24 protein-coding genes and 1 riboswitch are annotated in these 26,063 nt (G+C 45.4%); of the genes, 16 read left to right on the plus strand and 8 right to left on the minus strand.

The window, feature by feature from the left end; genetic code table 11:
- Nucleotides 1-149 precede the first annotated feature (149 nt).
- The 6 genes from EV210_RS16820 (at nucleotide 150) to EV210_RS16845 (ending at nucleotide 6,543) form a co-directional block, all read left to right on the plus strand.
- The gene (locus EV210_RS16820; protein WP_132082525.1) at nucleotides 150-698 is read left to right on the plus strand and encodes a site-specific integrase; all 549 of its coding nucleotides are present in this window, start codon (nucleotides 150-152) and stop codon (nucleotides 696-698) included.
- A 331-nt stretch (nucleotides 699-1,029) separates the two neighbouring features.
- Nucleotides 1,030-2,523 carry a two-component system sensor histidine kinase NtrB gene (locus tag EV210_RS16825; protein ID WP_132082526.1) on the plus strand — a complete coding sequence of 498 codons (1,494 nt, stop codon included), beginning with the start codon at nucleotides 1,030-1,032 and terminating at the stop codon, nucleotides 2,521-2,523.
- A complete protein-coding gene (locus tag EV210_RS16830) occupies nucleotides 2,480-2,899 on the plus strand; it encodes a tripartite tricarboxylate transporter TctB family protein (protein WP_132082527.1) in 420 nt (139 codons plus the stop codon). The genes EV210_RS16825 and EV210_RS16830 overlap by 44 nt, the downstream gene beginning before the upstream one ends.
- Before the next feature lie 15 nt (nucleotides 2,900-2,914).
- Nucleotides 2,915-4,423, plus strand: coding sequence for a tripartite tricarboxylate transporter permease (locus EV210_RS16835; protein ID WP_132082528.1), 1,509 nt, complete (start codon nucleotides 2,915-2,917; stop codon nucleotides 4,421-4,423).
- 102 nt (nucleotides 4,424-4,525) lie between these two features.
- Nucleotides 4,526-5,470 carry a tripartite tricarboxylate transporter substrate binding protein gene (locus EV210_RS16840; protein ID WP_132082574.1) on the plus strand — a complete coding sequence of 315 codons (945 nt, stop codon included), beginning with the start codon at nucleotides 4,526-4,528 and terminating at the stop codon, nucleotides 5,468-5,470.
- A 128-nt stretch (nucleotides 5,471-5,598) separates the two neighbouring features.
- Nucleotides 5,599-6,543: a Bug family tripartite tricarboxylate transporter substrate binding protein gene (locus EV210_RS16845; protein ID WP_132082529.1), complete on the plus strand. Its 945-nt coding sequence runs from the start codon at nucleotides 5,599-5,601 to the stop codon at nucleotides 6,541-6,543.
- A 52-nt stretch (nucleotides 6,544-6,595) separates the two neighbouring features.
- Here the strand turns inward: EV210_RS16845 and EV210_RS16850 are convergent, their stop codons facing one another.
- Entirely contained in the window at nucleotides 6,596-6,883 is a 288-nt protein-coding gene (locus EV210_RS16850) for a hypothetical protein (protein WP_132082530.1), read from the minus strand.
- A 25-nt stretch (nucleotides 6,884-6,908) separates the two neighbouring features.
- Complete coding sequence (locus EV210_RS16855; protein ID WP_243650601.1) at nucleotides 6,909-7,643, minus strand: SagB/ThcOx family dehydrogenase; 735 nt, start codon at nucleotides 7,641-7,643, stop codon at nucleotides 6,909-6,911.
- 129 nt (nucleotides 7,644-7,772) lie between these two features.
- On the opposite strand from EV210_RS16855, the gene EV210_RS16860 reads away from it, so the two are divergent.
- Nucleotides 7,773-8,354, plus strand: coding sequence for a superoxide dismutase (locus EV210_RS16860; protein ID WP_132082531.1), 582 nt, complete (start codon nucleotides 7,773-7,775; stop codon nucleotides 8,352-8,354).
- A 60-nt stretch (nucleotides 8,355-8,414) separates the two neighbouring features.
- Here the strand turns inward: EV210_RS16860 and EV210_RS16865 are convergent, their stop codons facing one another.
- Nucleotides 8,415-10,142, minus strand: a complete 1,728-nt coding sequence (locus EV210_RS16865) for a methyl-accepting chemotaxis protein (RefSeq protein WP_132082532.1) — start codon at nucleotides 10,140-10,142, stop codon at nucleotides 8,415-8,417.
- 205 nt (nucleotides 10,143-10,347) lie between these two features.
- Between EV210_RS16865 and EV210_RS16870 the strand changes: the two genes are divergently transcribed.
- The 3 genes from EV210_RS16870 to EV210_RS16880 all read left to right on the plus strand — a co-directional run bounded on the left by EV210_RS16870 (nucleotide 10,348) and on the right by EV210_RS16880 (nucleotide 13,727).
- Nucleotides 10,348-11,634 carry a nickel pincer cofactor-dependent isomerase, group 22 gene (locus EV210_RS16870; RefSeq protein ID WP_132082533.1) on the plus strand — a complete coding sequence of 429 codons (1,287 nt, stop codon included), beginning with the start codon at nucleotides 10,348-10,350 and terminating at the stop codon, nucleotides 11,632-11,634.
- Nucleotides 11,635-11,677: 43 nt separating this feature from the next.
- A complete protein-coding gene (locus tag EV210_RS16875) occupies nucleotides 11,678-13,081 on the plus strand; it encodes an FAD-binding oxidoreductase (protein WP_132082534.1) in 1,404 nt (467 codons plus the stop codon).
- Nucleotides 13,082-13,211: 130 nt separating this feature from the next.
- Complete coding sequence (locus EV210_RS16880; protein ID WP_243650602.1) at nucleotides 13,212-13,727, plus strand: hypothetical protein; 516 nt, start codon at nucleotides 13,212-13,214, stop codon at nucleotides 13,725-13,727.
- Nucleotides 13,728-13,767: 40 nt separating this feature from the next.
- On the opposite strand, the gene EV210_RS16885 is transcribed toward EV210_RS16880, so the two are convergent.
- Entirely contained in the window at nucleotides 13,768-15,171 is a 1,404-nt protein-coding gene (locus EV210_RS16885; protein WP_132082535.1) for an FAD-binding oxidoreductase, read from the minus strand.
- Between the two features lie 204 nt (nucleotides 15,172-15,375).
- On the opposite strand from EV210_RS16885, the gene EV210_RS16890 reads away from it, so the two are divergent.
- From EV210_RS16890 to EV210_RS16900, 3 genes are all read left to right on the plus strand, one after another.
- The gene (locus EV210_RS16890; protein WP_132082536.1) at nucleotides 15,376-16,419 is read left to right on the plus strand and encodes a type III polyketide synthase; all 1,044 of its coding nucleotides are present in this window, start codon (nucleotides 15,376-15,378) and stop codon (nucleotides 16,417-16,419) included.
- Nucleotides 16,413-16,928, plus strand: a complete 516-nt coding sequence (locus EV210_RS16895; protein WP_132082537.1) for an isoprenylcysteine carboxyl methyltransferase family protein — start codon at nucleotides 16,413-16,415, stop codon at nucleotides 16,926-16,928. Before EV210_RS16890 ends, EV210_RS16895 begins: the two co-directional genes overlap by 7 nt.
- Nucleotides 16,929-17,171: 243 nt before the next feature.
- Nucleotides 17,172-17,432, plus strand: a complete 261-nt coding sequence (locus EV210_RS16900) for a hypothetical protein (protein ID WP_132082538.1) — start codon at nucleotides 17,172-17,174, stop codon at nucleotides 17,430-17,432.
- 63 nt (nucleotides 17,433-17,495) lie between these two features.
- Here EV210_RS16900 and EV210_RS16905 read toward each other — a convergent pair whose 3' ends face one another.
- Nucleotides 17,496-17,681 (minus strand): hypothetical protein, encoded by a 186-nt coding sequence (locus EV210_RS16905; RefSeq protein ID WP_132082539.1) that lies wholly within the window; start codon nucleotides 17,679-17,681, stop codon nucleotides 17,496-17,498.
- Nucleotides 17,682-18,006: 325 nt separating this feature from the next.
- Nucleotides 18,007-18,183, plus strand: a riboswitch (cobalamin riboswitch).
- A 115-nt stretch (nucleotides 18,184-18,298) separates the two neighbouring features.
- Between EV210_RS16905 and EV210_RS16910 the strand changes: the two genes are divergently transcribed.
- The 3 genes from EV210_RS16910 (at nucleotide 18,299) to EV210_RS16920 (ending at nucleotide 23,216) form a co-directional block, all read left to right on the plus strand.
- Nucleotides 18,299-20,179, plus strand: coding sequence for a TonB-dependent receptor plug domain-containing protein (locus EV210_RS16910; protein ID WP_132082540.1), 1,881 nt, complete (start codon nucleotides 18,299-18,301; stop codon nucleotides 20,177-20,179).
- 183 nt (nucleotides 20,180-20,362) lie between these two features.
- The gene (locus EV210_RS16915; RefSeq protein WP_132082541.1) at nucleotides 20,363-21,292 is read left to right on the plus strand and encodes a hypothetical protein; all 930 of its coding nucleotides are present in this window, start codon (nucleotides 20,363-20,365) and stop codon (nucleotides 21,290-21,292) included.
- Nucleotides 21,293-21,476: 184 nt separating this feature from the next.
- On the plus strand, nucleotides 21,477-23,216 hold the full coding sequence (locus EV210_RS16920) for a sigma-54 interaction domain-containing protein (protein WP_165898946.1): 1,740 nt from the start codon (nucleotides 21,477-21,479) through the stop codon (nucleotides 23,214-23,216).
- Nucleotides 23,217-23,276: 60 nt separating this feature from the next.
- On the opposite strand, the gene EV210_RS16925 is transcribed toward EV210_RS16920, so the two are convergent.
- From EV210_RS16925 to EV210_RS16935, 3 genes are all read right to left on the minus strand, one after another.
- Nucleotides 23,277-24,674, minus strand: coding sequence for a GntP family permease (locus EV210_RS16925; RefSeq protein WP_132082543.1), 1,398 nt, complete (start codon nucleotides 24,672-24,674; stop codon nucleotides 23,277-23,279).
- Between the two features lie 110 nt (nucleotides 24,675-24,784).
- The gene (locus EV210_RS16930; protein ID WP_132082544.1) at nucleotides 24,785-25,567 is read right to left on the minus strand and encodes an enoyl-CoA hydratase-related protein; all 783 of its coding nucleotides are present in this window, start codon (nucleotides 25,565-25,567) and stop codon (nucleotides 24,785-24,787) included.
- Entirely contained in the window at nucleotides 25,564-26,052 is a 489-nt protein-coding gene (locus tag EV210_RS16935; protein ID WP_243650603.1) for a MaoC family dehydratase, read from the minus strand. Before EV210_RS16935 ends, EV210_RS16930 begins: the two co-directional genes overlap by 4 nt.
- Nucleotides 26,053-26,063 lie beyond the last annotated feature (11 nt).

Genomic DNA, 26,063 nt, shown 5'->3' on the forward strand with positions numbered 1-26,063 from the left:
ATTGCGTTTTACAGAAAAAATATAGAGAAAAGCGGCATCAAAACTGCAATGTAACACAATTAATTTATGTTACATTATTTTTGTGATTAAAAGTAACATAATGTATAATGAAATGGTAATAAGAAGCATGTTGAGGATGTGTAGTTTGTATGGAGTATGTAGAGCCTATTCGAAGCAAGCAGCAAATTGATGCGATGAAAGAATACTTAAAAGCGCAGAACTTGCGAAACTGGCTGCTATTTGTGCTGGGGATTAACAGCGGTTTGCGAATCTCCGATTTATTGTTGCTAACGATATTTGATGTAAAGAACAAAAACAGGGTGATTATCAGAGAAAAGAAGACAGGAAAAATTAAAGATTTTCCTCTTTCCGATACATGTAAGGAGGCCATTCATGAATATCTTTCACACGTGAAAGAAGAAAGCGGCTGGCTTTTTAAAAGTAAAAAAGGAGACGGGCCGATTACCAGGATCCAAGCTTACCGCATCATTAATCATGCAGCGCGGTATATCGGTATTCGCGAGGCAATTGGTACCCATACACTACGAAAAACTTTTGGCTATTGGGCACATAAAAGCGGCGTAGATGTAACCAAAATTCAAAAACTGCTCAATCATTCTGCTCCTAGTATTACGTTAACTTATATTGGGATTACCAAAGATGAACTTGATGATATTTATATCAATCTCAATTTGTAAAACAATCGCAAAAAAAAGAAAAATTTGGCGAAATAAAGGATAAAATGTAATAATAGCGTATTTCATATAGTAGTTGGAAAATGGTAACATAAATTAATTATGTTACTACTTATACAAAACACACCTGTCCTAAGATATAGGGCAGGTGTGTTTTGTATATTGACGAACTATTCAATATTTGTCGAATCTTTCGCATTCCTTGGAAGGATTTAACTTTTTATTAGCGAACACTAGCATAAATAAAAAAATTGTATAAAATACAAAAAAAATAGCGAAGGCAAACGAATTTTCTGATAGAGTTGGAATTTAGTCGCTAAGAGGTGCCAAAGCGGTGAAGAAACTTAACCTGGCAACAAAGCTGAATTTCAAGATTGTTTGTATTGTAGTAGTATTAATGATTACTATCACGGCTTACCAGCATTGGTTAGCCCTACAGGAAGAGAATGATAAAAATATCAAATGGCTCATTGCCATTACCGATTTCCTTGTCCAGAAAAGTGCCGGTATTGTAAACTCCGAAAAATTTTCTGATTCTGCTGAGATTGCGCACGGGCAGCTTATGATCGCAAATGAAGAATTGCAGTCTATACTTGGTGACATCGTAGTACCAATCAACATTGTTAAATATGGCTTTTATTCCCGGTCTCAAAATAGTATTATTGCTATCGGCCCTACAGCTGATACGCTTTTGCTTGTCGGCTTGGAGCCGGATCAGTTTGGCACTGTTTATGAGACTGGCCAGCCTGAGTTAATTGAAAAGAAAAGCTCACTCATATGGCATGGCGCAAGTGTAATCACCTACGTTCGACCGATCGAAAATAAAGGTGTTATTGTTGGCCATGCCTTTGCGTCAATCAATCAGGATGCGGTTTACGGGGCAATCTGGAAACGGACACTGAACACCTTTTTAGGTGCATTTATTATGTTATTGGTGTGTGTTGCTGTTTTTAGAGAGCTGTTCATTCAGCTGAAAAATGATTTGCAGTTATTTGCCGAAATGATAGTAGAGGGGCGTACCGTTAGTTTTAACAGTGAGATTACAGAATTTACTCCTATATTAAAATACATCAGTGATCAGACTGAGAAGATGACGCGCTTGGATCGATTGAATATTATTGGTGAAATGGCGGCAAGTATTGCTCACGAAGTGCGCAACCCAATGACCACCGTGCGCGGCCTGCTACAGCTGATGAGTAAAAAAGCCGAATTCAGCAAGCAAAAAGATAATCTGGAACTGATGATTGATGAGATTGATCGTGCCAACAGTATTATAACCGAATTCTTATCCCTGGCAAAAAACAGGGCAATGGAGTTCAGCCAAATCAACCTGAACGATATCATCCGGGATATTTATCCTCTGTTACGGGCGGATGCATTACGGAACAATTGTGAGATTAAAGTTGATTTTAAGGATATTCCTACTGTTGCGGTTGACCAAAACAGTATTCGGCAGCTTATTTTAAATATGGTTAGGAATGGACTGGATGCAATGGCTGGCATTGCGGGCGTGATAGAGATTCGCACGAGAGTACAAGCAGGAATTGTGTATTTATCGATTCGGGATCATGGCAGCGGTATTTCCCCGGAAATTAAAGAAAAATTGGGTACTCCCTTTTTTACCACCAAAGAAAAAGGCACTGGCCTGGGTTTGGCGATTTGCTACAGAATTGTTGAACGCCATGGAGCATCTCTGCATGTAGAGAGCGAACCGGGAAAAGGCACAGTCTTTACAATAGCATTTGCTCCTGGGATAGCAACTTCGGACACAAAGGTGGTTCAAAATGATCGAAAAAATAATAACGCTGTTGTTTTTACTTGGAAGTAGTGCTTATTTGTATGCGGCGCAACAACTCGCCTTTGGGACGCTAAGTTCGCCAAAATCCGGTTTCTTGCCGCATTTGGCTGGAAGTGCTGCTGTGTTGTTATCTTCGCTGCTGCTGGTCAGACAAGCACGGTCGAGCAAGGCAATACCTTGTGAAAAGGCAGATTGGACAAAATTCATTTTTATCATTATAGGTTTTATTTTTTATATTGTGGTGTTAAGCAGTATTGGCTATTTACTGTCTACCTTCATCCTTCTCTTCTATTTACTAAAGGTTACGGATACTTCGGGCTGGATTCAACCTTTGCTGATTGCCGTTATCAGTTCTGCTGCATGCTATTTGGTATTTGGACGATATTTGGCGGTCCCGCTGCCATAAGGGAGGGATGAAAGTTTGGAAGTACTGAGCTTATTGCTGCAGGGGTTTTCTATTAGTATTCTCCCGGCAAATTTATTAGCGTGCGTTATTGGTGTTGTCATCGGAACTCTCGTAGGCGTTTTGCCGGGAATTGATACGATCAGTGCAATCGCGCTTTTATTGCCGTTTAGCTATGGCCTGGAAAGTACGTCAGCCTTGATTATGTTTGCCGGTATTTATTACGGGTCAAAATACGGCGGATCAACTACCTCTATTCTCATGAATGTTCCCGGCGAAGCCGCTTCAGTAGTCACTTGCCTGGACGGATATCCTATGGCGCAGCGCGGGCGGGCGGGTGCTGCTTTGGCGGTATCTGCGATCGGCTCTTTTATCGCGGGGACCATCGGCATCATTGGGTTGACACTGCTTGCACCTCCATTAGCACAGGCGGCGTTGGCTTTCGGACCCCCCGAGTATTTTTCTATCGCGTTAGTTGGCCTGGCGGTTTTATCCAAACTGTCAGGTACATCGCCTTTAAAATCATTGCTCATGGCAGCTACCGGTATTATGCTCGGTACGGTCGGCATGGACAGTTTATCCGGGATTAGCCGCTTTACGTTTGGCATCGACGAGTTAGACCGTGGCTTTGATTTATCTATCCTTGCTATGGGCATTTTCGGTATTGGTGAAATCATTACAGTCATGACGGAACCTCATATTCGACCAGCCGTGCCGACAATTCGCATGCGTGATTTGTATCCAACCAAGGAGGAAATGCGCCGCTCAAGCACACCGATGGTACGCGGAGGAATTATTGGATTCCTGGTAGGGCTACTGCCTGGACCAGCAGCAACGATTGCCAGCTTCGTATCATACGCAGTGGAAAAACGGTTTAGTAAAAACCCGGCTGAATTTGGGCATGGGGCAATTGAAGGTGTCGCAGGACCTGAAGCGGCTAATAATTCTGCCATTTCGGCCACGATGATTCCTTTACTGTCACTGGGGCTGCCTTTTTGCGGGGCGACGGCAATTATTCTCAGCGGCTTTATGCTTCATGGCATTATTCCCGGTCCGGCGCTGATAACGCAGCAGCCTGATTTGTTTTGGGGGCTTATTGCCAGCATGTATATCGGCAATGTCATTTTACTCATCATTAACTTGCCGATGATTGGCGTATTTGTTCAACTGTTAAAAACACCGTTACATATATTAATGCCGCTAGTAGCGGCAATTACACTAACAGGAGCATATTCAATTAACAATAGTATCTTTGATTTGGGCTGGGTTATTATTTTTGGCGTAATTGGTTTTTTGCTGCGCCGGGCAGGCTTTGAACCGGCTCCGCTGGTGATTGGCTTGGTATTAGGGCCTGAGCTGGAACGGGGACTGACGCAGGGTTTAATTATCAGCAATGGGAATGTATGGACATTGGTCAGCCGGCCTATTTCAGCGACCATCTTATCCATTGGTGCCATTATTATGCTCTATAATACGGCCAGGTGGTTTCGTAAAATGCAAGGTGAAAGAAAGGGGGAAAGCTGTTAATCAGAGTTTAGGAATGGAGGCGAGAGTGTGGGAAAAAAGACTTTTGTATGGTTAGTGGCAGCTTTACTGATTGGTATGATAATAATAGGAGGTTGTACAAGCATGCAAACTGCAAAAGTGCCAGATACTCCCAAGTATCCCGACAGGCCAATTACTGTGATTGTTCCGTTTAGTGCCGGCAGTGGGCCGGATCTTATTGCGAGATTACTGGAAAAGGCAGCAATGCAACACTTAGGACAGCCATTGGTTGTTGTTAATAAACCGGGAGGTGCAGGCAGCCTGGGGTTTAATGAATTAGTAGCAGCTGCACCGGATGGCTATACGATTGGAATTTCCAGTGTGGAATTAATACTTAATCCGTTATATGGGTCTTCAAAATATAATTATCTTTCCGCATTGGAGCCGCTCGCCCAAGCTACAAGTTCAATATCAGTTTTAGTCATTCAAGCGAATCAGCCATGGAATAATGTCAAAGACGTAATTGATTATGGTGAAACAAATTCAGGGAAGCTCAAGTTTGGACATCAAGGAATTGGGTCATTTAGTCACATTGTTGGGGAAACATTTTCTTTAGCTGCAGGAAGCCATCTGGAGCAGGTACCTTTTCGCGGAGGTGGAGAAACAATTGCGGCTTTGCTTGGGGGGCATATACAAATTGCATTTGTTTCTCCAGCCATGGCTAAAGAGCATTTAAAAAATGGTACACTGCGTGCTTTGGCTGTTTCTGATAATCAGCGCTTGAATGACCCAGTGTTTGCGCAAGTTCCAACCTTTAAAGAACAGGGTTATGATATTGTGTTTAACAGTTGGTTTGGTATTGCAAGCCCCAAAGAACTTCCTCCCCATATTAAAAATAAATTAGCTGAAGGTTTAAAAAGCATTATTGCTACTCCTGAGTTTCAGAAAAGTGTCGAAGCTATGGGATACCAACTGGATTTTGCAGGACCGAAGGAAGCGACTGCAAAGTGGCAGGATGATAGTAAGAAATTAACTAAAACAGTGCGCGATACCGGTATATTAGAACTGATTAAAACACAAAAACAATAATATTTAAAATCTATTTAAATCCAATCTAATAGCTAACTAAAAAAGGAGGCCAAGGAGTGAAAAAAAGAACTATTTTTTGGGTGCTAGCATGTTTAGTGATATCAGTAGCAATAGGAGGGTGTGCAAGTATGCAAACTGCCAAATTGCCTGCCGCTACCAAATACCCGGACAGGCCCGTAACGATAATTGTTCCTTTTAGTGCCGGGAGCGCTATTGACCTGGTAGCGCGCGGTTTAGAAAAGGTGTCCGCCAAGCATTTAGGACAGCCTTTAGTTGTTGTCAATAAACCTGGCAGCACCGGCAGCCTTGGGTTGAATGAAGTAGCCAGTTCTAATCCGGATGGCTACACCATTGGACTTTCCGGCGTTGAAGTAATCTTAAATCCACTCTTTGGCGCAACAAAGTTTAATTATCCGACGGCATTAGAGCCTTTAGCACAAGTCACCACAACACCATGGTTAATTGTGGTATTGGCGAATCAACCTTGGAATGATATACAGGATCTGGCTGAATATGGTAAGCAGAATCCGGGACAAGTAAAGTTCGGACATCAAGGCATTGGTTCACTAAGCCATATTGCTGGAGAGACATTTGCTAAAGCTACCCAGAGCAGTATGGAGCAAGTCCCTTTCCGCGGCGGCTCAGAAACGGTAGCTGCTTTGTTAGGTGGACATATTCAGATGGCGATTGTATCACCGGCATTAATTAGAGAGTATGTTAAAAATGGAACGGTCAAAGTGCTGGCAATAACAGATGAGAAAAGACTTGCTGATCCATTATTTGCAGATGTGCCGACTTGCAAAGAACAAGGTGTTGATATGATATTTAATATCTGGTTTGCTATCAGTGCACCTAAGGAAATTCCGGCTGATGTAAGAACTAAACTAGCTGATGGTTTGAAAGCAATGATTGCGGATCCAGAGTTTAAGAAAAGTGTAGATAATATGGGATTGCAGTTACAGTATTTAGGCCCGAAAGAAACGGCGGAGCAATGGCAGATAGATGGTCAAAAACTTACTAAGACCGTAAAAGAGACAGGGATTCTGGAGCTAATCAAGGCGCAAAAGCAGTAATAGAAAGAGCAGTGGCATATTTTAGCCACTGCTCTTTTGTTTAAGTAAGCTGCTACTGATTTACAATACGAATAAAGTTTACGGCAAATGCGGATTTAAGTGCCGGCAAAAAGCGGCTGGTGATCACGGAACGGTACATTTCCTTTCTGGTGATGATCAATAACTGATCATCTACTTTGCGCAGGGAAGCCAGTGAATTAATATACTTCTCAAAATCATCTTCACCGATTGCTGTGCGTAAAGCGCAGAGGGACTCTGAAAGATGAGGCATTTCCTGAGAAATACGATCTTCTAGAGGGGTAAAGGGAATTGAGTAGCGGTTGGTTGATTCAGTAGACATGGTTTCTCTCCAATATATTTTAAATTTATTTGCGGCCAACGGTGGCAAGGTAGATGGCAAACGCGTTATCACCATCGAGACCTAGGAAGGTGTTTAATTGATCATCATCATAAGAGGCAATGGCACAAGCACCGGCATTAATATTTTCAGCAGCCAGGTAAAGATTCTGGCAGATGTGTCCGGCATCAAGATGCAGGTAACGATAGGCCCGCTCGCCATAACGCCAGCTCATGCGATAGGGAACAGCTACCCAGATAAAAAGTGCTGCTGCCGACTTAATGAAAGCTTGATTCGAACAGTAGCTGGTTACTTGATCGGCAATATCATTATCAATGGAGTGAGCAACGAGTGACAGTTGATGCTTGCTGGCAATAAAACGGTACAAGCCGGGCTGGACGCCGCTGACGTCATTAATGACCAGCCAAGTCTCAATAGCATGGCGGGCTCCTGCCGAAGGTACAGTGCGAAGGGTGTGAGACGGCAGTGCCTTCTGTACTCCTTGTGTGCACCATAACAGATAAGAAAGTTCGGCAAGAGAGAGATGCTGACCAGCATATTTTCGGACCGACCGGCGCTGCTGAATAGCTGTGCTGACAGCAAGCGGATCGATTTGCAGATCCTGCAGCTGTGGCAGGTCAACAACCTGTGCAGCCGGATCATATTCCAGTTCGAGAGAAGGTTGAGGCTTTCCTAATGACTGATCGGAGTTTTCCAAATGTCGGTGTTTTGTTTTCTCCATAAACTCTTTGCCGATTTTCAAGTTTTCAGCACCTCACTTTATTTGTTGCTATATCTATCATACTGCGGCCTGAATTTTTTTACAATAAAGGGTTCAGCAACTGTTTCAGAACATAAAATAATAGAGTGACAGGGGAAAGGAGGTATGAATATGGTGTATAAAGTAAAGGATTATTCCCATCTGCTGGGGATGGAGGGATTCAGCAACCGGTTGCTGAAAAATCATTTTACATTATATGAAGGATATGTAAAAAATACAAATTTACTCTTATCAACGTTAGAAGATTTGATTGCTGAAGGAAAAGGTTCCACACCGGAATATGCAGAACTGAAACGGCGGCTGGGCTGGGAATACGATGGAATGCGTCTGCACGAATATTATTTTGCTAATCTGGGCGGCAATGGTGAAGTAGATGATGAATGCCATTTAGTGGAGCGTATTGAAGCTAATTTCGGCAGTTTGGCCCTCTGGCAGGCTGATTTTATTGCTACCGGTATGATGCGCGGTGTAGGCTGGGCAGTGTTGTACAGGGACAATGCTACAGGCCGGCTGATCAACTTTTGGATCAATGAGCATGACACCGGCCATCCGAGCGGCGGTTCAGCGCTCTTAGTAATGGACGTATGGGAGCATGCATATATGCTTGATTACGGATTGAATCGCCACGATTATATCGATGCATTTTTCCGCAATCTTGACTGGAATATTGTCGATCAGCGACTGAGGCGCTAAAGAGAGAAAAGCAAGCCTTTCATGAAAGGCTTGCTTTTCTCATTTTTGTTTTAACGTCTTTTACACTTTAAACTTGCGGATATCGCCTTGCAGCTCTTCAGCCATCATTGCCAATGTACGGCTGGTCGCAGCAATCTCCTGCATCGATGCCGTCTGCTCTTCAGTTGCTGCTGATACACTTTGCGTTTCAGCTGAGGTAGCTCTAGTAATCGAATCAATGCTTTGCACAGCAGTGACAATTGCTTGGCTGCCGATAGACAGTTGATTGGTGGATTGCGTAATATCCGTAACTTTTGCGGTAATTGTCGCAATCATTTCCGCTATATCATGGAAAGCTGCCCCGGCTTCAGAAACAACCTGAGCGCCTACTTTTGCTTCTTGCGTGCCGCTGTTCATTGCTGTTACAGCTTGATTCGTTTCAGATTGGATTTCTCTAATTAATTCAGCAATATGCTTTGCCGCTTCGGCAGATTTCTCTGCAAGCTTTCTGACCTCATCGGCAACGACGGCAAAGCCTCGGCCTTGTTCACCGGCACGGGCCGCTTCAATTGCAGCATTCAGTGCTAAGAGGTTAGTCTGTTCGGCGAGTTCGGTAATCGTATCGACGATTTCACTGATTTGCACAGAACGTTCCCCTAGTCTGCCGACGACTTGTGCGGAGGATTGAACCGTCTGATTGATATGAGACATCTGGTTTTGCGCAGAGTCAACAAGTGTGCCGCCTTTATCAGCTGCGGTAGCAGCTGTTTTGCAGAGGTTTGTGGCTTCCTGGGCGTTGGCTGCGGCTGAAATAACGTCGCTGGCAGTTTGGTCAACCTGAACGAGGGTTTGCTCTACTGCCTGAGACTGGGTTTGGGCACCGCCGGCAACCTCAACAATTGAGTTGGCAACCTGTGTGGAAGCTAAGGCAGATTGTTCAGCACTGGCCTGCAACTGTTCTGAAGCCGCAGATAGAAGCTCGGATCTTTCCTGAATCGTCACAAGTAACTGTTTCAGATTTGTTTTCATTTGTGACAGCGATTGAGCAACTTGTCCGAATTCATCACGGCGGGAACTAAGTGCGGTATTGTCTTCTGCGGTGAAGTCACCCAAAGCCATGGTATTAATTTCTGCAGTCACAACCTGAATGGGGGCGGTAATCTGCTTGGTTAGGAAATAGCTCATCGCTAATCCCAGAACCGTAGCGCAAAGCCCGAGAATAACGGAGAATTTCACTCCGCTGGCGACATCGCTGTTTACTCGAGTTACTTCGCTGCTGGCTGCTTTGGAGTTTTCTTCTACACTGTCATGAAGTATTTTTTGAATGGACTGGGCAAAAGGTGTTAATTCCCGGGTTACGGCAGCACTTTGTTGACCGGCTAAAGCTGCTTTTTCCGTATTACCGGCGAGCTTTTGGCTGAATTGCTCACGGAGTAACGGAATCAAGCGGGAAACTACACCATTGCGATATTGTTCGGTGTCGCTAATCAGTTTTTCCACCTGACTGCGTTGACTCGCAGGCGTTAATGTCAGCAGCTGGTTTTCCAGCGCAATTACGGAGTTTAGCTTTTCCTCAAAGTTCTTGCTGTACTTTTCATCGCCGTCTGCTATGTAGCGTCTAATTTCCAATACTGCACCGGTATACTCATTTTCCGCTTTAGCGGCGGTGATTGCCCGGGTATTGGTTGCCTGGATGCTGGTAATACTTGATTCAACTGTAATTGCTGACCAAACGGAATAACAGCCAATCACAAGCAGCAGGCCCAGGATAGTGATAAGTGACAACCAAATTTTTTGTCCAATTTTCAAAATATAGTAGCCCTCCTTACTGATCGTATTTTTGTTAATGTAAATTAACGTAGTTTTTTGTCGATTCTAGAAAAGTTTGAAAAGTCCTGCTTGGGCTTGACCGCATATAGCGTGGTGGCTTACAATTTAGCAGGACTTTGTCTGCTGGCAAAGAAAAATGAATATAGGAAACCTGCAAAAAATGTTACTTTAGGGGGTATCGGGCGTGGATGTTATTAAAGAGTTACTAAAAGATGTGCCCTTGCCTAAAATGGCTACTATTAGCCAGAGTTTTCCGTCAGATCGTTTAACCGATGTTGCCGGAGAGTTGCGCAAGGAATTAAATAAAAGCAATATTATTGAGCGTGTCCGGCCGGGAATGCGCATTGCCGTGGCGGTAGGCAGCCGGGGGCTGGCCGACTTGCCTGTACTCGTACAAGGTATTGTCAGTGAACTAAAGCGTTTGGGAGCAAAGCCTTTTGTAATTCCGGCGATGGGCAGTCATGGCGGCGCTTCTGCCGAAGGCCAGGAGGACGTTTTGGCAAACCTGGGAGTTACACCGCAGAGCGTAGGCTGCCCCATTGTATCTTCCATGGAAGTGGTGGAAATTGGCCGCCTGGCGAACGGGCTGCCCGTTTATATGGACAAGCAGGCCTATGAAGCCGATGGTATTGTGGTACTCAACCGGGTTAAACCGCATACTGCTTTTCGAGGCAATAACGAAAGCGGTATTGTGAAAATGCTTACCATTGGCCTGGGTAAACAAAAAGGGGCTGAAGCCTGCCATGCTTACAGCTTTAAATATATGGCCGAACACATTGTACTTATGGCCGAGCAAATCTTGGCGACTAATAAAATTCTCTTTGGTATTGCAACGGTGGAGAACGCCTATGATCAAATCAGTAAAGTCGCAGCCGCCGCACCGGAAGAGTTTATTGAACTAGATAGACAGCTGCTGGTGGAAGCTAAGGCAAACATGGCCAGCCTGCCTTTTAAGCAAATTGATGTGCTGGTGCTTGACCGGATTGGCAAAGATATTTCCGGCGACGGAATGGATCCGAATATTACCGGCAGATATCCCACACCGTATGCCTCAGGCGGACCGGAAATTGCTAAAATGGTTGTGCTCGACTTGACGGAACGCACGCACGGCAATGCCAATGGTATGGGTACAGCGGACTTTGCCACCAGGCGCTTGGTTAACAAAACTAACTTTTCTATGACTTATGCGAATGGCTTAACGTCAACCGTTGTTGGACCGACTCACATGCCGACCATCTTAGAATGCGATCAGGATGCTTTGCTGGCGGCGATTAAAACCTGCAACGCCAAAGATCAGAAACAGGCGCGCATTGTTCGAATTGCCGATACGCTGCATCTGGGCAAACTACAGATCTCCGAAGCTTTGGTAGAAGAGGCGCTGAAACTGCCTGGCATTACGCTGCTCAGTGAGCCGGCAGAACTTTCTTTTGACGAAGCCGGAAATTTACTCGATTTGGGTTTGCAGGATTAGAAAGAGATTGGAAGACGCGGGGATGGAGAGGAGCAGGACGAGTATGACACAGTATGGACAAGTTACGCCTGCGATTGTGGCAGAGCTAAGCGCAATAGCGGGAGAAAAATATGTGATTATTGATAAGGACAAAATGGAGGATTACTCACATGATGCCGTAACAGGCGAAAAGTATGTGGGTTTTCCAGATGTGCTGGTGCTGCCAGGCAGTGCAGCAGAAATAGCCGCTATTGTAAAATTAGCCAATCGTGAACGGCTGCCTATCATCCCACGGGGAGCGGGTACTGGCTATGCCTGTGCGGCTGTTGCCTTTGGCGGCGGGATTATGGTTTCGACTGAGCGCTTGGACCGGATACTGGAAATAGATGAAGCCAATTTGTTGATGGTGCTGGAACCAGGCGTCAGAACAAGTGAAGTGCAGAAAGCAGCTCATGACAAAGGCTATCTGTATGCGGGGGAACCATCCAGCGGGGACAGCTCTTTTATTGGCGGAAATGTTGCCACGAATGCCGGTGGAATTAAGGCGGTAAAATACGGTACCACCCGTCAGCAGGTTCTGGGCATTGAGCTTGTAACCGCCGAGGGGGATATCGTTACACTCGGTGGCAAAGTAAGAAAAGATGCAACCGGTTACAGCCTGGCGCAGTTGGTGATTGGTTCTGAAGGTACGTTAGGCATTATTACCAAAATATATATTAAAATCATTCCCCGTCCACAAAAAGTAATGGACTTGTTAGCTGTATTCCCCAATGTAGAGGCATCGATTGCGATTGTAGCCAAAATCCTGCAAGCGGGAATTTTACCTGTCAGCGTAGAATTTATGGACAATAAAGGCATCCGGTGCTGCGAAAGTTATTTGAATGAGAAGCTGCCGCATAGTGATACCGGCAACTATATCATTGTCTCCATTGAAGGCGATAGTGAAGAAGCGCTTGAAGATCAATGTGTGGAAATTGATGAATTATGCTCGGCTAATGGAGCCAGCTTTGTGTTAGTGGCTGATCCGGTAAAGATCTGGAAGGCAAGGAAGTCGTTTGGTGAAGCGAACCGGGCGCGGAGCCTGATTTTTTCAGCAGAGGATATTGTAGTGCCTGTGGCTGCAATTGCCGGCATGGTAAAGAAACTTACCGAATTGGGTGAACGCTATCAACTAACCATTCACTGCGTAGCCCATGCGGCTGACGGCAATGTTCATGCCGATATATTAAAAGAGGACGTACCAATGGAAGAGTGGGAGCAGAAGCTGCCCTTGCTGCAGGCAGAAATATACGAGTTTGTCTACTCCATTGGCGGCAAGCTGTCAGGAGAGCATGGCATAGGCTACAAACGGCTGGAATTAATGGAGAAATTCACTAATCCGGTAGAACTCAAAATGATGAGAGCTGTAAAGAAGGCCCTCGACCCGAATAACATTATGAATCCGGGCAAAATCTTCCGAGTCAATTAAATAGTGGATTTCTTAGTATGGAAGTCTTTATGGGGCTTATCTTTTTGAAATTCATTCACACTATAAAAAACGCTATCACCTCAAACCGTAATGGCTTGGGGTGATAGACTGTTTTCCAAGGAGGGACATCGTGCGGAATCATCAACGCCTGACTAGGGCGGCATTGCTGCTGGCAATCATGCTGATCTTTCAGTCTATCAGACTGTTTGTGCCGGTGCCACCGTTTATCTCCATGTTTGTGATTGGCAGTGCTGTCAATGCCTGTCTGCTGCTGGCTGTGGAGCGAGCGAGCTGGCGCCTGGCACTCGTACTGGCGGTGATTGCGCCAGGAATTGCTTATCTGCAGCAAGTCCTGCCTTTGCCAATTTTTATTCTGCCCGTTGCTGCTGCTAATAGTGCCTATGTTCTAGGCTACTATATGGGAAATCGCTTTTTAGGCTATTGGCCTGCCGTGGGAATTGCCGCATTAGCCAAGGCTGCTGCAATGTTTGTTATGGTTGCCTGGGTAGTTCAATGGGTTGATTTACCGGCAAAAGTAACAGCAGCTTTATCTGCAATGTTCGGGTGGCCGCAGCTCATTACCGGGCTAGGCGGTGGAATTATTGGCTATGTCATACTCAAGCGGTTAGCTGGAGGGAAGAAATAAGGAAAAAGGCCTGTTTGGTTTAACCAAACAGGCCTTTTCTTTATTCTACATTAAAAACTTTGCCGGGATTCATGATCAGGTTAGGATCAAGCGCTTTTTTAATAGCACGCATCATCTTGAGCTCAATGGGGCTGGAGAATTGCTCCAATAAATTAACCCGCTTATAGCCTATGCCGTGTTCACCGGAGAGCTTGCCGCCCATTTCATAAACCATGGTATAAAGCTCTTGCTGCAGAGCCGGTAATAATTCATTCCATTTTTCATCACTGAGCTGTTCTTTTAGCAGATTGGCATGGATATTGCCATCGGCAGCATGACCGGCGCAATGAATGGCAACACCGTACTTTTGTCCCAATGCATTTATTCTTTCAATAGCGCTAGGGATTTTGTCCATCGGTACAACCAAGTCTTCCATTGAAAAAATCAAGCTAAGTGCACGGTCTGCTTCGGCAAATACTTTCCTGGCTTTCCATATTTTAGCCGGATCTGCTACCAATACACTTAAGGCGCCGTTTTCGGTACACATTTCATCAATAATGACAGCCTGGTCATCCAGGAGATCTTCATTGTCGCCTTCTACCTGAATAATAATATAAAAGCCGTTGTCGCTGTGCGGCAATTTTTCATTTAAGAATTTTTCACAGGATTTAATAGCTGCATTATCCATGAACTCGACAGAGGTAGGAGTAATGCCGGCAGCCATCAGCTTGGAGACGATGCCAATTGCAGAGGGCAGATCCGGGAAAATGGCCAGTAAATCAATAACGCCTTTTGGCAGTGGGACCAGTTTTAGAATGGCTTTGGTAACAACGCCCAACGTTCCTTCAGAGCCGACGACCAGCTGGGTGAGATTATAGCCGGAGGCGTCTTTTTTTGTTTTACCACCTAATTCTACGATATCTCCTTCGGCAGTAACGAGTTCAACTCCGTTTACCTGCTGACGGGTAGTACCATATTTAATTGCTTTGTTACCGCCCGCATTTGTGGCAACATTGCCGCCAATAAAGGAGCTGTCACCGCTGCATGGATCACCTGCATAGAGGAAGCCCTTTTCCCGAGCAGCCTGCTGAACGTTTTCCGTAGTAGCACCGGGCTCTACGGTCATGAACATGTTTTCTGTGTCGATTTCCAGAATTTTATCCATTCTTTCCAGCGACAGTACAATACCGCCTTTGAAAGGCACAGCGCCGCTTGCGAGGCCCGTACCGGCTCCGCGGGGGACAATAGGAATGTGTTCACGGTTTGCCAGTTTGATAACTTGGGCAATTTCCTGTGCTGAAGAAGGAAGTAACACAACTTCGGGCATTTTTACATACTTAGGATCAGTCACTTCATCGTGAGAATACTTTTCCATCTTGTCAGCATCAGTGAGCACATACTTTTCTCCAATGATGGTCTGCAATTCTTTAATAATCGCGTCTGTTACCGGGTTGTACTTTGCCAAGCTAATACCCTCCCTATGTAAGTGGTATGGTGGTCTTACCAGGTCTGTTCTCCTAAATTATATACCTGCTGGGATTAGTTGTCTATGTAGTTCGATAATTCACGTTCATTTTTTCTTCTTACAGGTAGCAGGCATTATTTTTCCAAAAATTTCATAATGTAAGTTAGATTCATGTAGCAAAATTTAGAGTGGTGGTGACAATTCATGATATTTCCTGCAATTGCTGCTGTTGGTACTGCCCTGCCGGTAAACCGGGTATGCCAAAGTGACATACGCAATTTTGCGGCGGCCTTGTTTCGCGAAGGACTGCCTCACCTGGAAAGACTGATGCCCGTCTTTGAGAATGCTTCAATTGAAGCGAGATATCTTGCTCAGCCGCTGGAATGGTACCGAACGCAGCACAGTTTTGCTGAGGCCAATGCACTATATGAAACTATTGCTTTTGAATTATCCGAAGCTGCTGCTAATGCTGCGCTGGATAGAGCCGGTATTGACCGGGGAAAAATAGGCGCTGTGTTGTTTGTTTCTTCCACAGGGATTGCTACACCAACTATAGATAGCAAGTTAATTCAAAAATTGGGTCTATCAGTCCATGCGAAGCGTCTACCTCTGTGGGGACTGGGGTGCGCAGGCGGTGTAACAGGTCTGGCCCGGGCTGCCGAGCTTGCTGCTGCAACACAGGAGCCTGTGCTGCTTGTTGCTGTTGAGCTTTGCAGTCTTACTTTCCAGCGCAATGACTTTTCAAAATCAAACCTCGTTGGTTCCAGCATCTTTGGTGATGGCGCTGCGGCAGTTGTTTTGGTGCCTGAACAAAAAGGACCGGTGGTATTTGGCAGCTATAGTACTCTTTTTCCGGAAACGGAAGACATTATGGGCTGGGATATGTCGGAGACAGGCTTAAAGGTGCGGTTTTCCCGGGATATTCCGGCAATAGTCCGTGAATATTTACCCGGCCTGCTCAAACAGGCTTGCGCGCAATGGGGCATTGAAACAGGCAGCATACGGCATTTTGTTGCTCATCCGGGGGGAACAAAAGTCTTGGCAGCCTATAGCGACAGCCTGGGACTTAATTCCGAACAATTAGCGGAAGCCTACCAAGTCCTGCGACAATATGGCAATATGTCCAGTGCTTCCGTATTGTTTGTATTGGAAAGATTTCTGGCAAAAAATCCACCGACTGGTGATTATGGCGTAATGCTGGCATTAGGGCCAGGCTTTAGTGCTGAGCAGGTGTTATTCAAATGGTAGAAGGGTTGGTTTATAGTATTGCGCTGTTTCTAATTGTTCAGCGTTTGGCTGAGCTGGCGCTGGCCCGGCGTAACCGGCAATGGGTGGTGGCTTTAGGAGCCAAAGAGTATGGCACCAGGCATTATCCGTTATTTTTTCTGCTTCATGGCACCTGGCTGGCAGGCTGGATGACGGAAGCGCTTGCCGGGATACCCCAGCTTAGCAGCTGGTGGCCTCTCTGGCTATTGGTTTTTGGTGCGGCTCAATTTTTGCGGTATTGGTGCATCTACAGTTTAGGGCACTATTGGAATACACGCATCCTGGTAATACCCGGTGCGACTGCTGTTCGCCGCGGCCCTTACCGGTATCTTCCTCACCCCAATTATTTGGCAGTTGCTTTAGAGCTGGCCGCAGTACCGATGATCTTTGGCTGCTGGGTAACGGCAGCAGCGGCTACTGTTGCTAATGGCATATTGCTGCTAGCCATACGCATCCCGGCGGAAGAAGAGGCTTTAAAACTACTGCGGTGACGCAGTTAACATATGCTTACAAAGCTCCTCGGTGTACGAGGAGCTTTGTATTTATACAGAAAAAGCGGGGAAATACACAAATTACTGCATAAAAATTAAGACCTATGACCTAGAATAACCGGACTTTTGTCAAAATGAAATTTGGCAGGTATTGTCGAATAATATCTTATAGTAAGAGTTCGCAAGCAATTATATTTTTTTTCTTATGAACCGGACACGATGAGTAAATCAAGGAGGGAGCATATGGGTATCCGTTTAGCATGTGCAACAAGCGCCCGCTCAATACCAAAAGTGGAGGCGCTACCGATGCAGGAACCAAGTGCTTGTGTTGTTCGCAAGGCAACACCGGTCGAGTGCGTTCAATATGGAATTGATGTTGATAAGGCCCGTTTTATGAGTCCTAATGAATTAACAAATGGTGATTTAGTCTATCTGCTGGATAACGGTATTCCGAGTGAAACAATTTTTAAGGTTTATGGAATTTCGATCAAAAGCTGTAGCTGAACAGGAATAAAAACGGCAAGGTCCAAATGGAATTGGACCTTGCCGTTTTTTACAACGAGGGAACTATTTAACACCAATGATCTTGTCAGCAAAAATGAGGATAAGGCTGGATAAGGGATAGAACGCAATTAATGAGAGCGGATAAGGATCGAAGGACTGCAGCGCAGTTAAAGCAAAGGCAATGGAGCCTAGCGCTAAAAGTCCATAAGGAAACAAAATGTTGCCAAAGTAACCAACTACTCGATTCATAGCAGTCCCTCCTAAAAATTATTATGAAGCAATTTTACCATTTTAATCCAACAATGTCTAGAGTGATTTGTTAAATTTACGTTAAAACAACATTAATTTTTAAGAAAAAGTATAAAAAGTTACATATTAAATGCCTTAAAAACAATACAAATGTACTTAAAAATAAATACAATAAGGTAAGAGGGTGAAAGTGAAATGCTATTATAAAGTCTTTAAGCAACAGTATGCTTTAAAATGACATATTGGAAAAACGAAGTGGTGGGGACAAATATTATTACCGTAATATTGACAAATACTTAAGTACAATACATAATTTACATATAATTGAAAAAGTTGGTATAGGTGCCGTAGGGCTTAATAGGGAAGTCCGGTGTAAAACCGGCGCGGTCCCGCCACTGTAATGGGGAGTAGACCCAATTGATGCCACTGAGAGTTTATCTTGGGAAGGCTTGGGCGAATGATGATCCGGAGCCAGGAGAACTGCCTATATGTCAATCACCGTTTGACCCGCGAGCGATGGGGAGGGGATTACATGATAGGCGCTGTTTTATGCCTATCTTACTCTTCTGGAATGCGTTCAGAAGAGTTTTTTATTTTTGAAAGGCAGGTAGAGGTAAGTGAAACAAAAAGACAGAGGAATAAACCGGAAAGCATGGCTGTGTGCTATGGTCGTAACAAGTGCGGTATTGTTACAGGCTCCGGGAGCCGCTTTCGCTGAAGAGCAGCAAGAGTTTGCACTGGATCAGGTGGTGGTAACGGCGACGAAAATACCTGTAAAACAATTTGAGGCAAATGCTAACATTTCAGTAATTAATAAGGAGAAAATTGAGCAACAGCATTATGCTAATTTAGAACAGGCATTGCGTGATGTTCCAGGGATTACTTTGACTAACTATGGTAGAGCTGGCTTTGATAGTAGTAATGGATTAAAAATTAATGGATCACCCAATATAGTGGTATTAGTAGACGGCGTCAGGGCTAATCATGCTGGTCTAAGTTTTCCTGCAACTACTTATATGGATATGGAAAATATTGAGCGCATTGAGATATTAAAAGGATCTGCCTCTGCAATTTATGGCTCAGATGCAAAAGGTGGGGTCATTAATATCATTACTCGTAATCCACAAGAAGATAAAAGTGTTTTAAAGATAAGCGGAGGGAACTTTAGTGGAGAATCGTACTCGTTTTTAAATGAAGGTGTTAAGAATGATTGGACTTATCGTGTGGTAGCGAAGAAGAGTCTATTGGGAGATGCAGAGGATGGAAGAGGCATTACCATTCCTCAGTCGCTGAATTCAGATACATTAGGATTTAAAGTCAGCAAAAAAATTAACAATGAATCGGATATCAAATTATCCTATAATTCTTACAAGTCTAAGTGGATGTATTTTGATGGGGCCTCTGGCGGTGGAAATACTAGAGGAACAGCGGACGATTATGATTGGAATGTAGTTTATAATTATCAGATTAATGATAGAACTACTAATGTTTTTTCTTTTAAAAATAGTCATTATAAATTCTTGAGTGATGGGGGTTCAGGACAGTATGCTTCCCCATGGGAGAACATAGTCAATACTTTGAACTTTTCAGATCAAATTACAAGGAAAGTTGATACAAGACATACCATGGTTGCGGGTGTTGACTATACGAGGGACAACGTGGTTTCTACAAATGGCCTAACACTAAACAATAAAGCGCTATATGTGCAAGATGAATGGAATTTCGATCAACAGTGGAAATTAACAACTGGCTTGCGTTACGATGAACATTCTTTGGCAGGTAATAACACTACACCACGGCTTAATTTAGGGTATAAGATAAGTGACCGAACTAATTATTATTTATCTTATAGTGAGTTTTTTGTTGCGCCTACTCCATATCAATTATTTAATGCAAACCATGGAAACGTTAACTTAAAAGCTGAAGATGGTAGCACAAAAGAGTTTGGTATCAATCATCGCTTTAATGATACGTTAGTAATGTCTGCGAACATCTTTCAAAGGAAAGCGGATAATGTTATTCAATACAACTACAATTCAAATCAGTTCAATAATACGGATGAAGATGCAAAAGGATGGGACATTCAGTTAAATAAAAAAATTAGCGACTCAATTAGTGCCTTCATGGGCTATACTTATACAAATATGAAAGAATCGCGTGGATCTAAAATCAACGCAGGTGGCTATATTCCAAAGCATGCAATTAATATAGGTGTAGATTATGTTGAGGGGAAATTTGATGTTGGAATTCAGGGTAGAGCAGCAATTGATCGTAAAGGTAAGGAAACTGTTGAATCCTTCTTTCCCTGTGACTCTTATTGGATCTGGGATATTGGTGTAAATTATAAAGTTAATAGCGAAGCAAAAGCGTTTATTAAAGTAAATAATATTTTTGATAAATTTTATGCAGAACACTCTGCAGCAAGTTCGTATACCCCAGGGAATTGGTATACAATGCCTGGCCGTAATGTTATTGTGGGGATGTCATACACATTCTAAGCACCTGCATAGAGCTGCGAAGCACACGCTTTGCAGCTTCTTTTTTGTCGTTTTGTGTCACGGGGACGGTTCCTTTGACACACTGCCAGGCCTATGCTAAAATAAAAGCAGGGTGGAGTTGTACGCTTATCTCATGCTGCGATTACACTTTTTGTGAGACGAGGATTAAATAAGGAGGAAATCATGAAGCTATTTAACTTGCGCATTTTGCTGGTATTGAGCTTACTAGTAGCATTCGGATCAGTAGGGACCTTGTGGGCAGCGCCTGTAAGTGAAACCCCTGCAGCCAATCTGCCGACAGAACAATGGACAGGGCATAGTTTCACTTTTCTTGCTTTGCCTGCTGATAAGCAATCGGCCGGCTACGAAATCTTCCCGGTAGATAAGGCTAATAAAGGCTTTACCGGCGACCGTTCTGTACGCATTCCGTATGCACAGCATGCGGGTAAAAAAGTAACTGTTACCGAAGTTATTCCTTATCCTGCAGGACCCAATCTGCAAGAATTTATGGTTTATATGAAAGTTGATGAAACGGGTGAAAAGCTGGTTGGCCGTACGATGCGAGGCCAATTGGAAGGCCTGGTGCTGACTGCCGACCTAACGAATGCCAGACAGCAGTTTTTAGGCAAAACCATTTACCCTAAATTTAGAGAGCTGGCAGGACTTTATACTCCTGGCTCGGATGAAATTCCTAAATCGGTTTCGACTTCCATCGGGGGAGCTGCTACTGTTGTAGACGTATATGCAGGCAATTCATCGGATGAACCGATTTGGCTGGTCGTTTCCGTTAATGGGGAAAAAGCTATTTTGCCGATTGCCTATAGCTGGACAAATATTCCCGCTTCTTCCTGGAGTGATACTGCTCCCTGGCAAGATGCGCTATTTACCGAAGATCCGCGGCCAAGCCTCGGCTGGTCCCATACCTTGTGGTACCAAATTGAAAACGGCAACGTAGAAGAAGGAATGACAAAAGCCCAAGTACGCCTTAGCTGGGGTAATCCCGTGCACAAAACAGATAATGATTCAGTCTGGATGTATGATAATAAAAAGCTCACCTTTACTGAGGATGTCTTGCAAACCATTGAGCTTTTGACAGACGAATCAGCTCAATAACCGTCCTTGTGACAAAAAACAAGCCTCTGATTTAGCAGAAGGCCTGTTTTTTCTTTGCCGGTAGGAAGAGCGCATGCCTGGCAGGTTTGATTTTTACTTAGAGCGCAGGGAGATGGGTCGATTGGGTCGAATATTCTTACTAATCGTAAAGGTTAGGTATGATTTAACAAGCGGAGGCGGTCAAATGCTTAACAACCACTCTTTGGCAGATTACTGGGCCCATGTTGTCGTCGATGAGGCCCATATTATCCGGTTTGCCAACGACAGGGCGGCAGGTTTGCTAGCGAACCAGGCTGTGGACGGCAAAAACGTGAAGACGATACTTCCGTGGTTGCGCCTTGATTGGTTTGTTGACAAGGCTATTCATAAAGTCGGTAAAGCCTCCTTAGTCGATAAATACCTGTTGGATATTATTCCCTGCGCTGAGCCGCCTGGGTGGTTTGACGTATTCTTCCGGAAGATTGATGAATATGATAACCCTCATCATCTTTGGTGCGAGGTGGCTGATTCAATTATCGGAGTACAGAAGTTTATTGATACATCCTATGATGGCATGGTGGTTGCAGACGGCGAGGGGAGAGTGCTGGCAGTCAATCAGGCTTTTCTTCACATTTGTGGTTTAGAAAGGAATGTCATCATTGGAAAGCATTTTAAAGAACTGGTCGAAGAGGGCCTAATTCCTCAGTCCTGTACCCTGCGGGCACTGGCACAGCAGGAAGTCAGCAGCGCCGTAGTTAAGTATCCCTATGGTACGGAGGCAGTAGTCACTGCTACCCCCCTATGTGATGGTCTGGGGAGAATTGTCAGGGTTCTGTCTAATGTCCGGGATATCTCAGAGCTGAATATGCTTCATGAGAAGTTGAAAAGCGCGGAAGCATTAGCTCACGGATTTCAGCGCGAACTAAAAGCTATGCAGACGGCCAAGCTGGATGTCAATATGCGACTGGCACGCAGCCGTATTATGGAAAATCTGTATGAATTAGTCATTAAGGTGGCTGGCACCGACTTGCAGCTGCTGATTACCGGAGAATCAGGAGTCGGTAAGACCGCTTTGGCCAAATTTGTTCATACGATCAGCGAGCGCAGCGCCACAGGCAATTTTATTCATGTTAACTGCAGCGCCATTCCGGATACATTATTGGAATCAGAGTTGTTCGGCCACGAAGAAGGCGCTTTCACGGGAGCCAAAAAAACCAGAGTGGGCCTTTTTGAACTGGCCAATAAAGGCACGATCTTTTTGGATGAAATAGGGGATATGCCATTGCCGCTGCAAGCAAAGATTTTAAATGTACTGCAGGAAGGCAAGTTTTATCGCGTTGGAGGCAGCCGGGAAATTTTTGTCGATGTGCGGGTCATTGCCGCTACCAACATGGACCTTGGACAATTGATTGAAAGAGGGTTATTTCGGCAAGACTTATATTACCGGCTGAATGTTATCCCTGTGCGCATTCCGGCGCTGCGGGAGCGAAGAGAAGATATCCGGCCACTGGTAGCTCATTATCTTACCGTATGCAACACCCGGCACAAACGGACCAAGACGATATCACCGGAAGTAATGGAGACGTTGTGCGCGTATTGCTGGCCCGGTAATATCCGGGAATTGATGAATTTGATTGAAGGCCTGATCGTTGTTGTTGATGAACCCGGTATTGAACTCAGGCATTTGCCTGGAAAATTTATGGAATCAGTCAATAAGGAGCCTGCGATAAGCGGTTTAACCAGGCCGGACGGCGGATCTATTCAGCAGGACGCTGCGTTTGTGGGCAGCCTGTGGAAGCCTCATACCCACTTGAAGCAATTGGTGGAAAAGCTGGAGGGTCAAATTATTGAGGAAGCGATCGGCAACTGCAATTCTTTGAAAGAAGCTGCGCAGAACCTGGGCGTTGATGTGACAACCATTATCCGCAAACGCAAACGGAAATAAGCGAAAGAATAGGCCTGAACAGCAAAGCAGTAGTTGCTGTTCAGGCCTATTTAAAATCTTTTATACGATGAAAGGGAATAGGGTGACCAGGATAACCATCAGTAAGGCTACGCTCGTTTTTAACATAGTGAGTGCAAAAATGTCGGCATAGGATTGTCTGTGGGTTAAGCCACAGATAGCCAGAACGGTGATGACGGCGCCGTTATGAGGCAGGGTATCCATACCACCGGCGGCCAGAGAGGCGATGCGATGCAGTACTTCAGGGTTGACACTGGCTCTTACGCCCCATTCGAGGTAAGTCTTGCCCATCAGTTCCATAGCGATGCCGAGACCTCCCGAGGCCGAGCCGGTGACACCGGCGATGACGTTAACCATGATGGCTTCTGACAGCAGTGGACTGTCGCCGATATGAATGGTCATGAGGAAGGAGGAAACGCTCTTGAAGCCGTCCAGCATGGCAATAACGTTGCCATAGCCTACTTCTGAGGCTGTATTCATGACAGCCAGCAGGGAACCCAGGATAGCGACTTGCGAAGTTTTGCCAAAGCCGCCTACCCGTTGGAATTTTCCGTAGTTCATGAGTACGCAGGCGGTAATGGCAAGTGTCAGGGCAATGATTAAAGCCCAGATGCTTGTTACGCTTTTGAGGGTTGCACCAGTGGCTACGCCCTTCATAATAGCAGGGTCCCAGGTAGCAATCCATTTCGTAAAGACGAAGTTGCCGACCAGCACGATGAGCAGCGGCAACACGGCGATCAAACCGCTAGGCAGTTCGTCGTCCCCGAGTGCGTTACGCGGGTCAGGTTCATTGATATGGCCTTCGCCATACCCTTCACCGGCGGCAACCAGTTTTTTACGCCGCCATTCCATGTAGCTGACGCCGCCGGCATAGAGCAGAACGGCGGCAATCATTCCGGTCATAGGGGCAGCATAGCCGGTTGTGCCGAAATACATGGTGGGAATAAGATTTTGGATCTGTGGCGTGCCGGGCAGGGCATCCATGGCTAGGCCAAAAGCACCAAAGGCAATACAGGCAGGAATTAGACGTTTCGGATAATTGGCTTCCCGGAATAGCGCTGCTGCCAGTGGATAGAGGGCAAAGGAAATGACATGAGTGCTGACACCGCCATAACAGAGTACGATGCCGGAAGTGATGATGGACATGACGGCCCGTTCCTTACCAAGAGTTCTAACGATCATGATTGCAATTTTTCTGGCCGAACCGGAATCTTCCATTACTTTACCCAAAACGGCTCCGAGCATGAATAAAGGAAAAAAGTTCTTAACAAAGGCGACCGTTTTGGGCATAAAAATTTCGGTATAAGTTGGCAGGAGCGGCAGACCGGACAGAACACCGGCCAGCAAGGCGAATACCGGTGCAAACAAGATAACCGAGAAACCGCGATAAGCAAAGAACATCAGTAAGCCCAAACTTAAAAATATGGCCAGTACTTCCATAAATGCATCCCTCACTTATTTAAATTTGGATTAACCTGCATTTTTTTTATTGCGGCGGAAGGGCAGCCCCGCCGCCGCTCTTGTTGTCCGGCCTTAGCCAGTTTTTTTGCTTATTTGCCGGTGAATTTGGCCGGCCGTTTTTCTACAAAGGCGTTCATCCCTTCTTTTTGGTCGGCGGTTGCAAAGCAAAGTCCGAAGACTTCGGCCTCGTAGGCTTGAGCGGATTCGAGGTCCATATCCAGCCCTTCATTCACAGCCGCTTTGCAGAGCTGAACAGCTACCGGACCGCGGGAGATAATCTTTGCTGCCAGCGCTTTGGCTGCCGTCAGTAATTCGCCTGCCGGCACTACTTTGTTGACTAAGCCGATCCGGCAGGCTTCAGCAGCATCAATTTGGTCGCCTGTGAACAGTAGCTCTTTGGCACGTCCCTTTCCTATCAGACGGGGCAGGCGCTGTGTACCGGCAAAGGCTGCTACCACTCCCAGCAGTACCTCCGGCTGGCCGAATTTGGCTTTATCCGAGGCAATGCGAATATCACAGCTCATGGCCAGTTCGCAGCCGCCGCCCAGCGCATAGCCATTTACAGCGGCAATGACCGGCTGCGGCAAATTCTCAATGGCATTGAAGGTAGCCTGGCTGAATTTGCTCCAGGCGCGCCCTTCCAGCGCTGATAAGGTCCGCATTTCACTGATGTCCGCCCCGGCGACAAAGGATTTCTCACCGGCACCGGTGATGATGAGTACAGCCACTTCCGGATCAGTGGCGATTTTGCCTACCACCTGGCTGATTTCTGTCATGGTTTCTCTGTTTAAGGCATTCAGCACTTGGGGACGGTTGATGGTAAGGAGACCAATGGAGTCCTCTTTTTCAAAAAGCAAATTGCGATAAGTCATTTTCGTTCTCCCTCATGCGATATTTCCGGCGGCACAGCTGCTGGCGTTTTTTTCATGACCATAACGACTGCTTTGCCGTCAATGACCACTTCATTGCGCTGGTTGGTGATGATGGTTTTCAGCGTTAGTCTTTGTTTGGCATCATGCTTTTCCAGGACTTCGCCATAGGCGGTGATGGTGTCGCCAATCCGCACCGGCCGCACAAATTTCACTTCCTGCGACAGATACAAGGCGTTGATGCCGGGCAGGCAAGTGCCGACCAAGGTAGAAATGAAAGAAGCTGTCAGCATGCCGTGGGCAATGCGTTCGCCGAACATGGTGGTTTTGGCATATTCGCTGTTGAGGTGGATCGGGTTGAAATCGCCAATGGTGCCGGCAAAATTGATAATATCCGCTTCGGTAATCGTCTTGGTGACAGAAGCTGTTTCACCGACTTCAATTTCTCCGTAAGGACGTTCAATAACCAGAGAGTTGTGTATAGGCATGGTAATCCTCC

The sequence above is a fragment of the Anaerospora hongkongensis genome, from assembly GCF_004339805.1.
GTDB classification, from domain to species: domain Bacteria; phylum Bacillota; class Negativicutes; order Sporomusales; family DSM-15969; genus Anaerospora; species Anaerospora hongkongensis.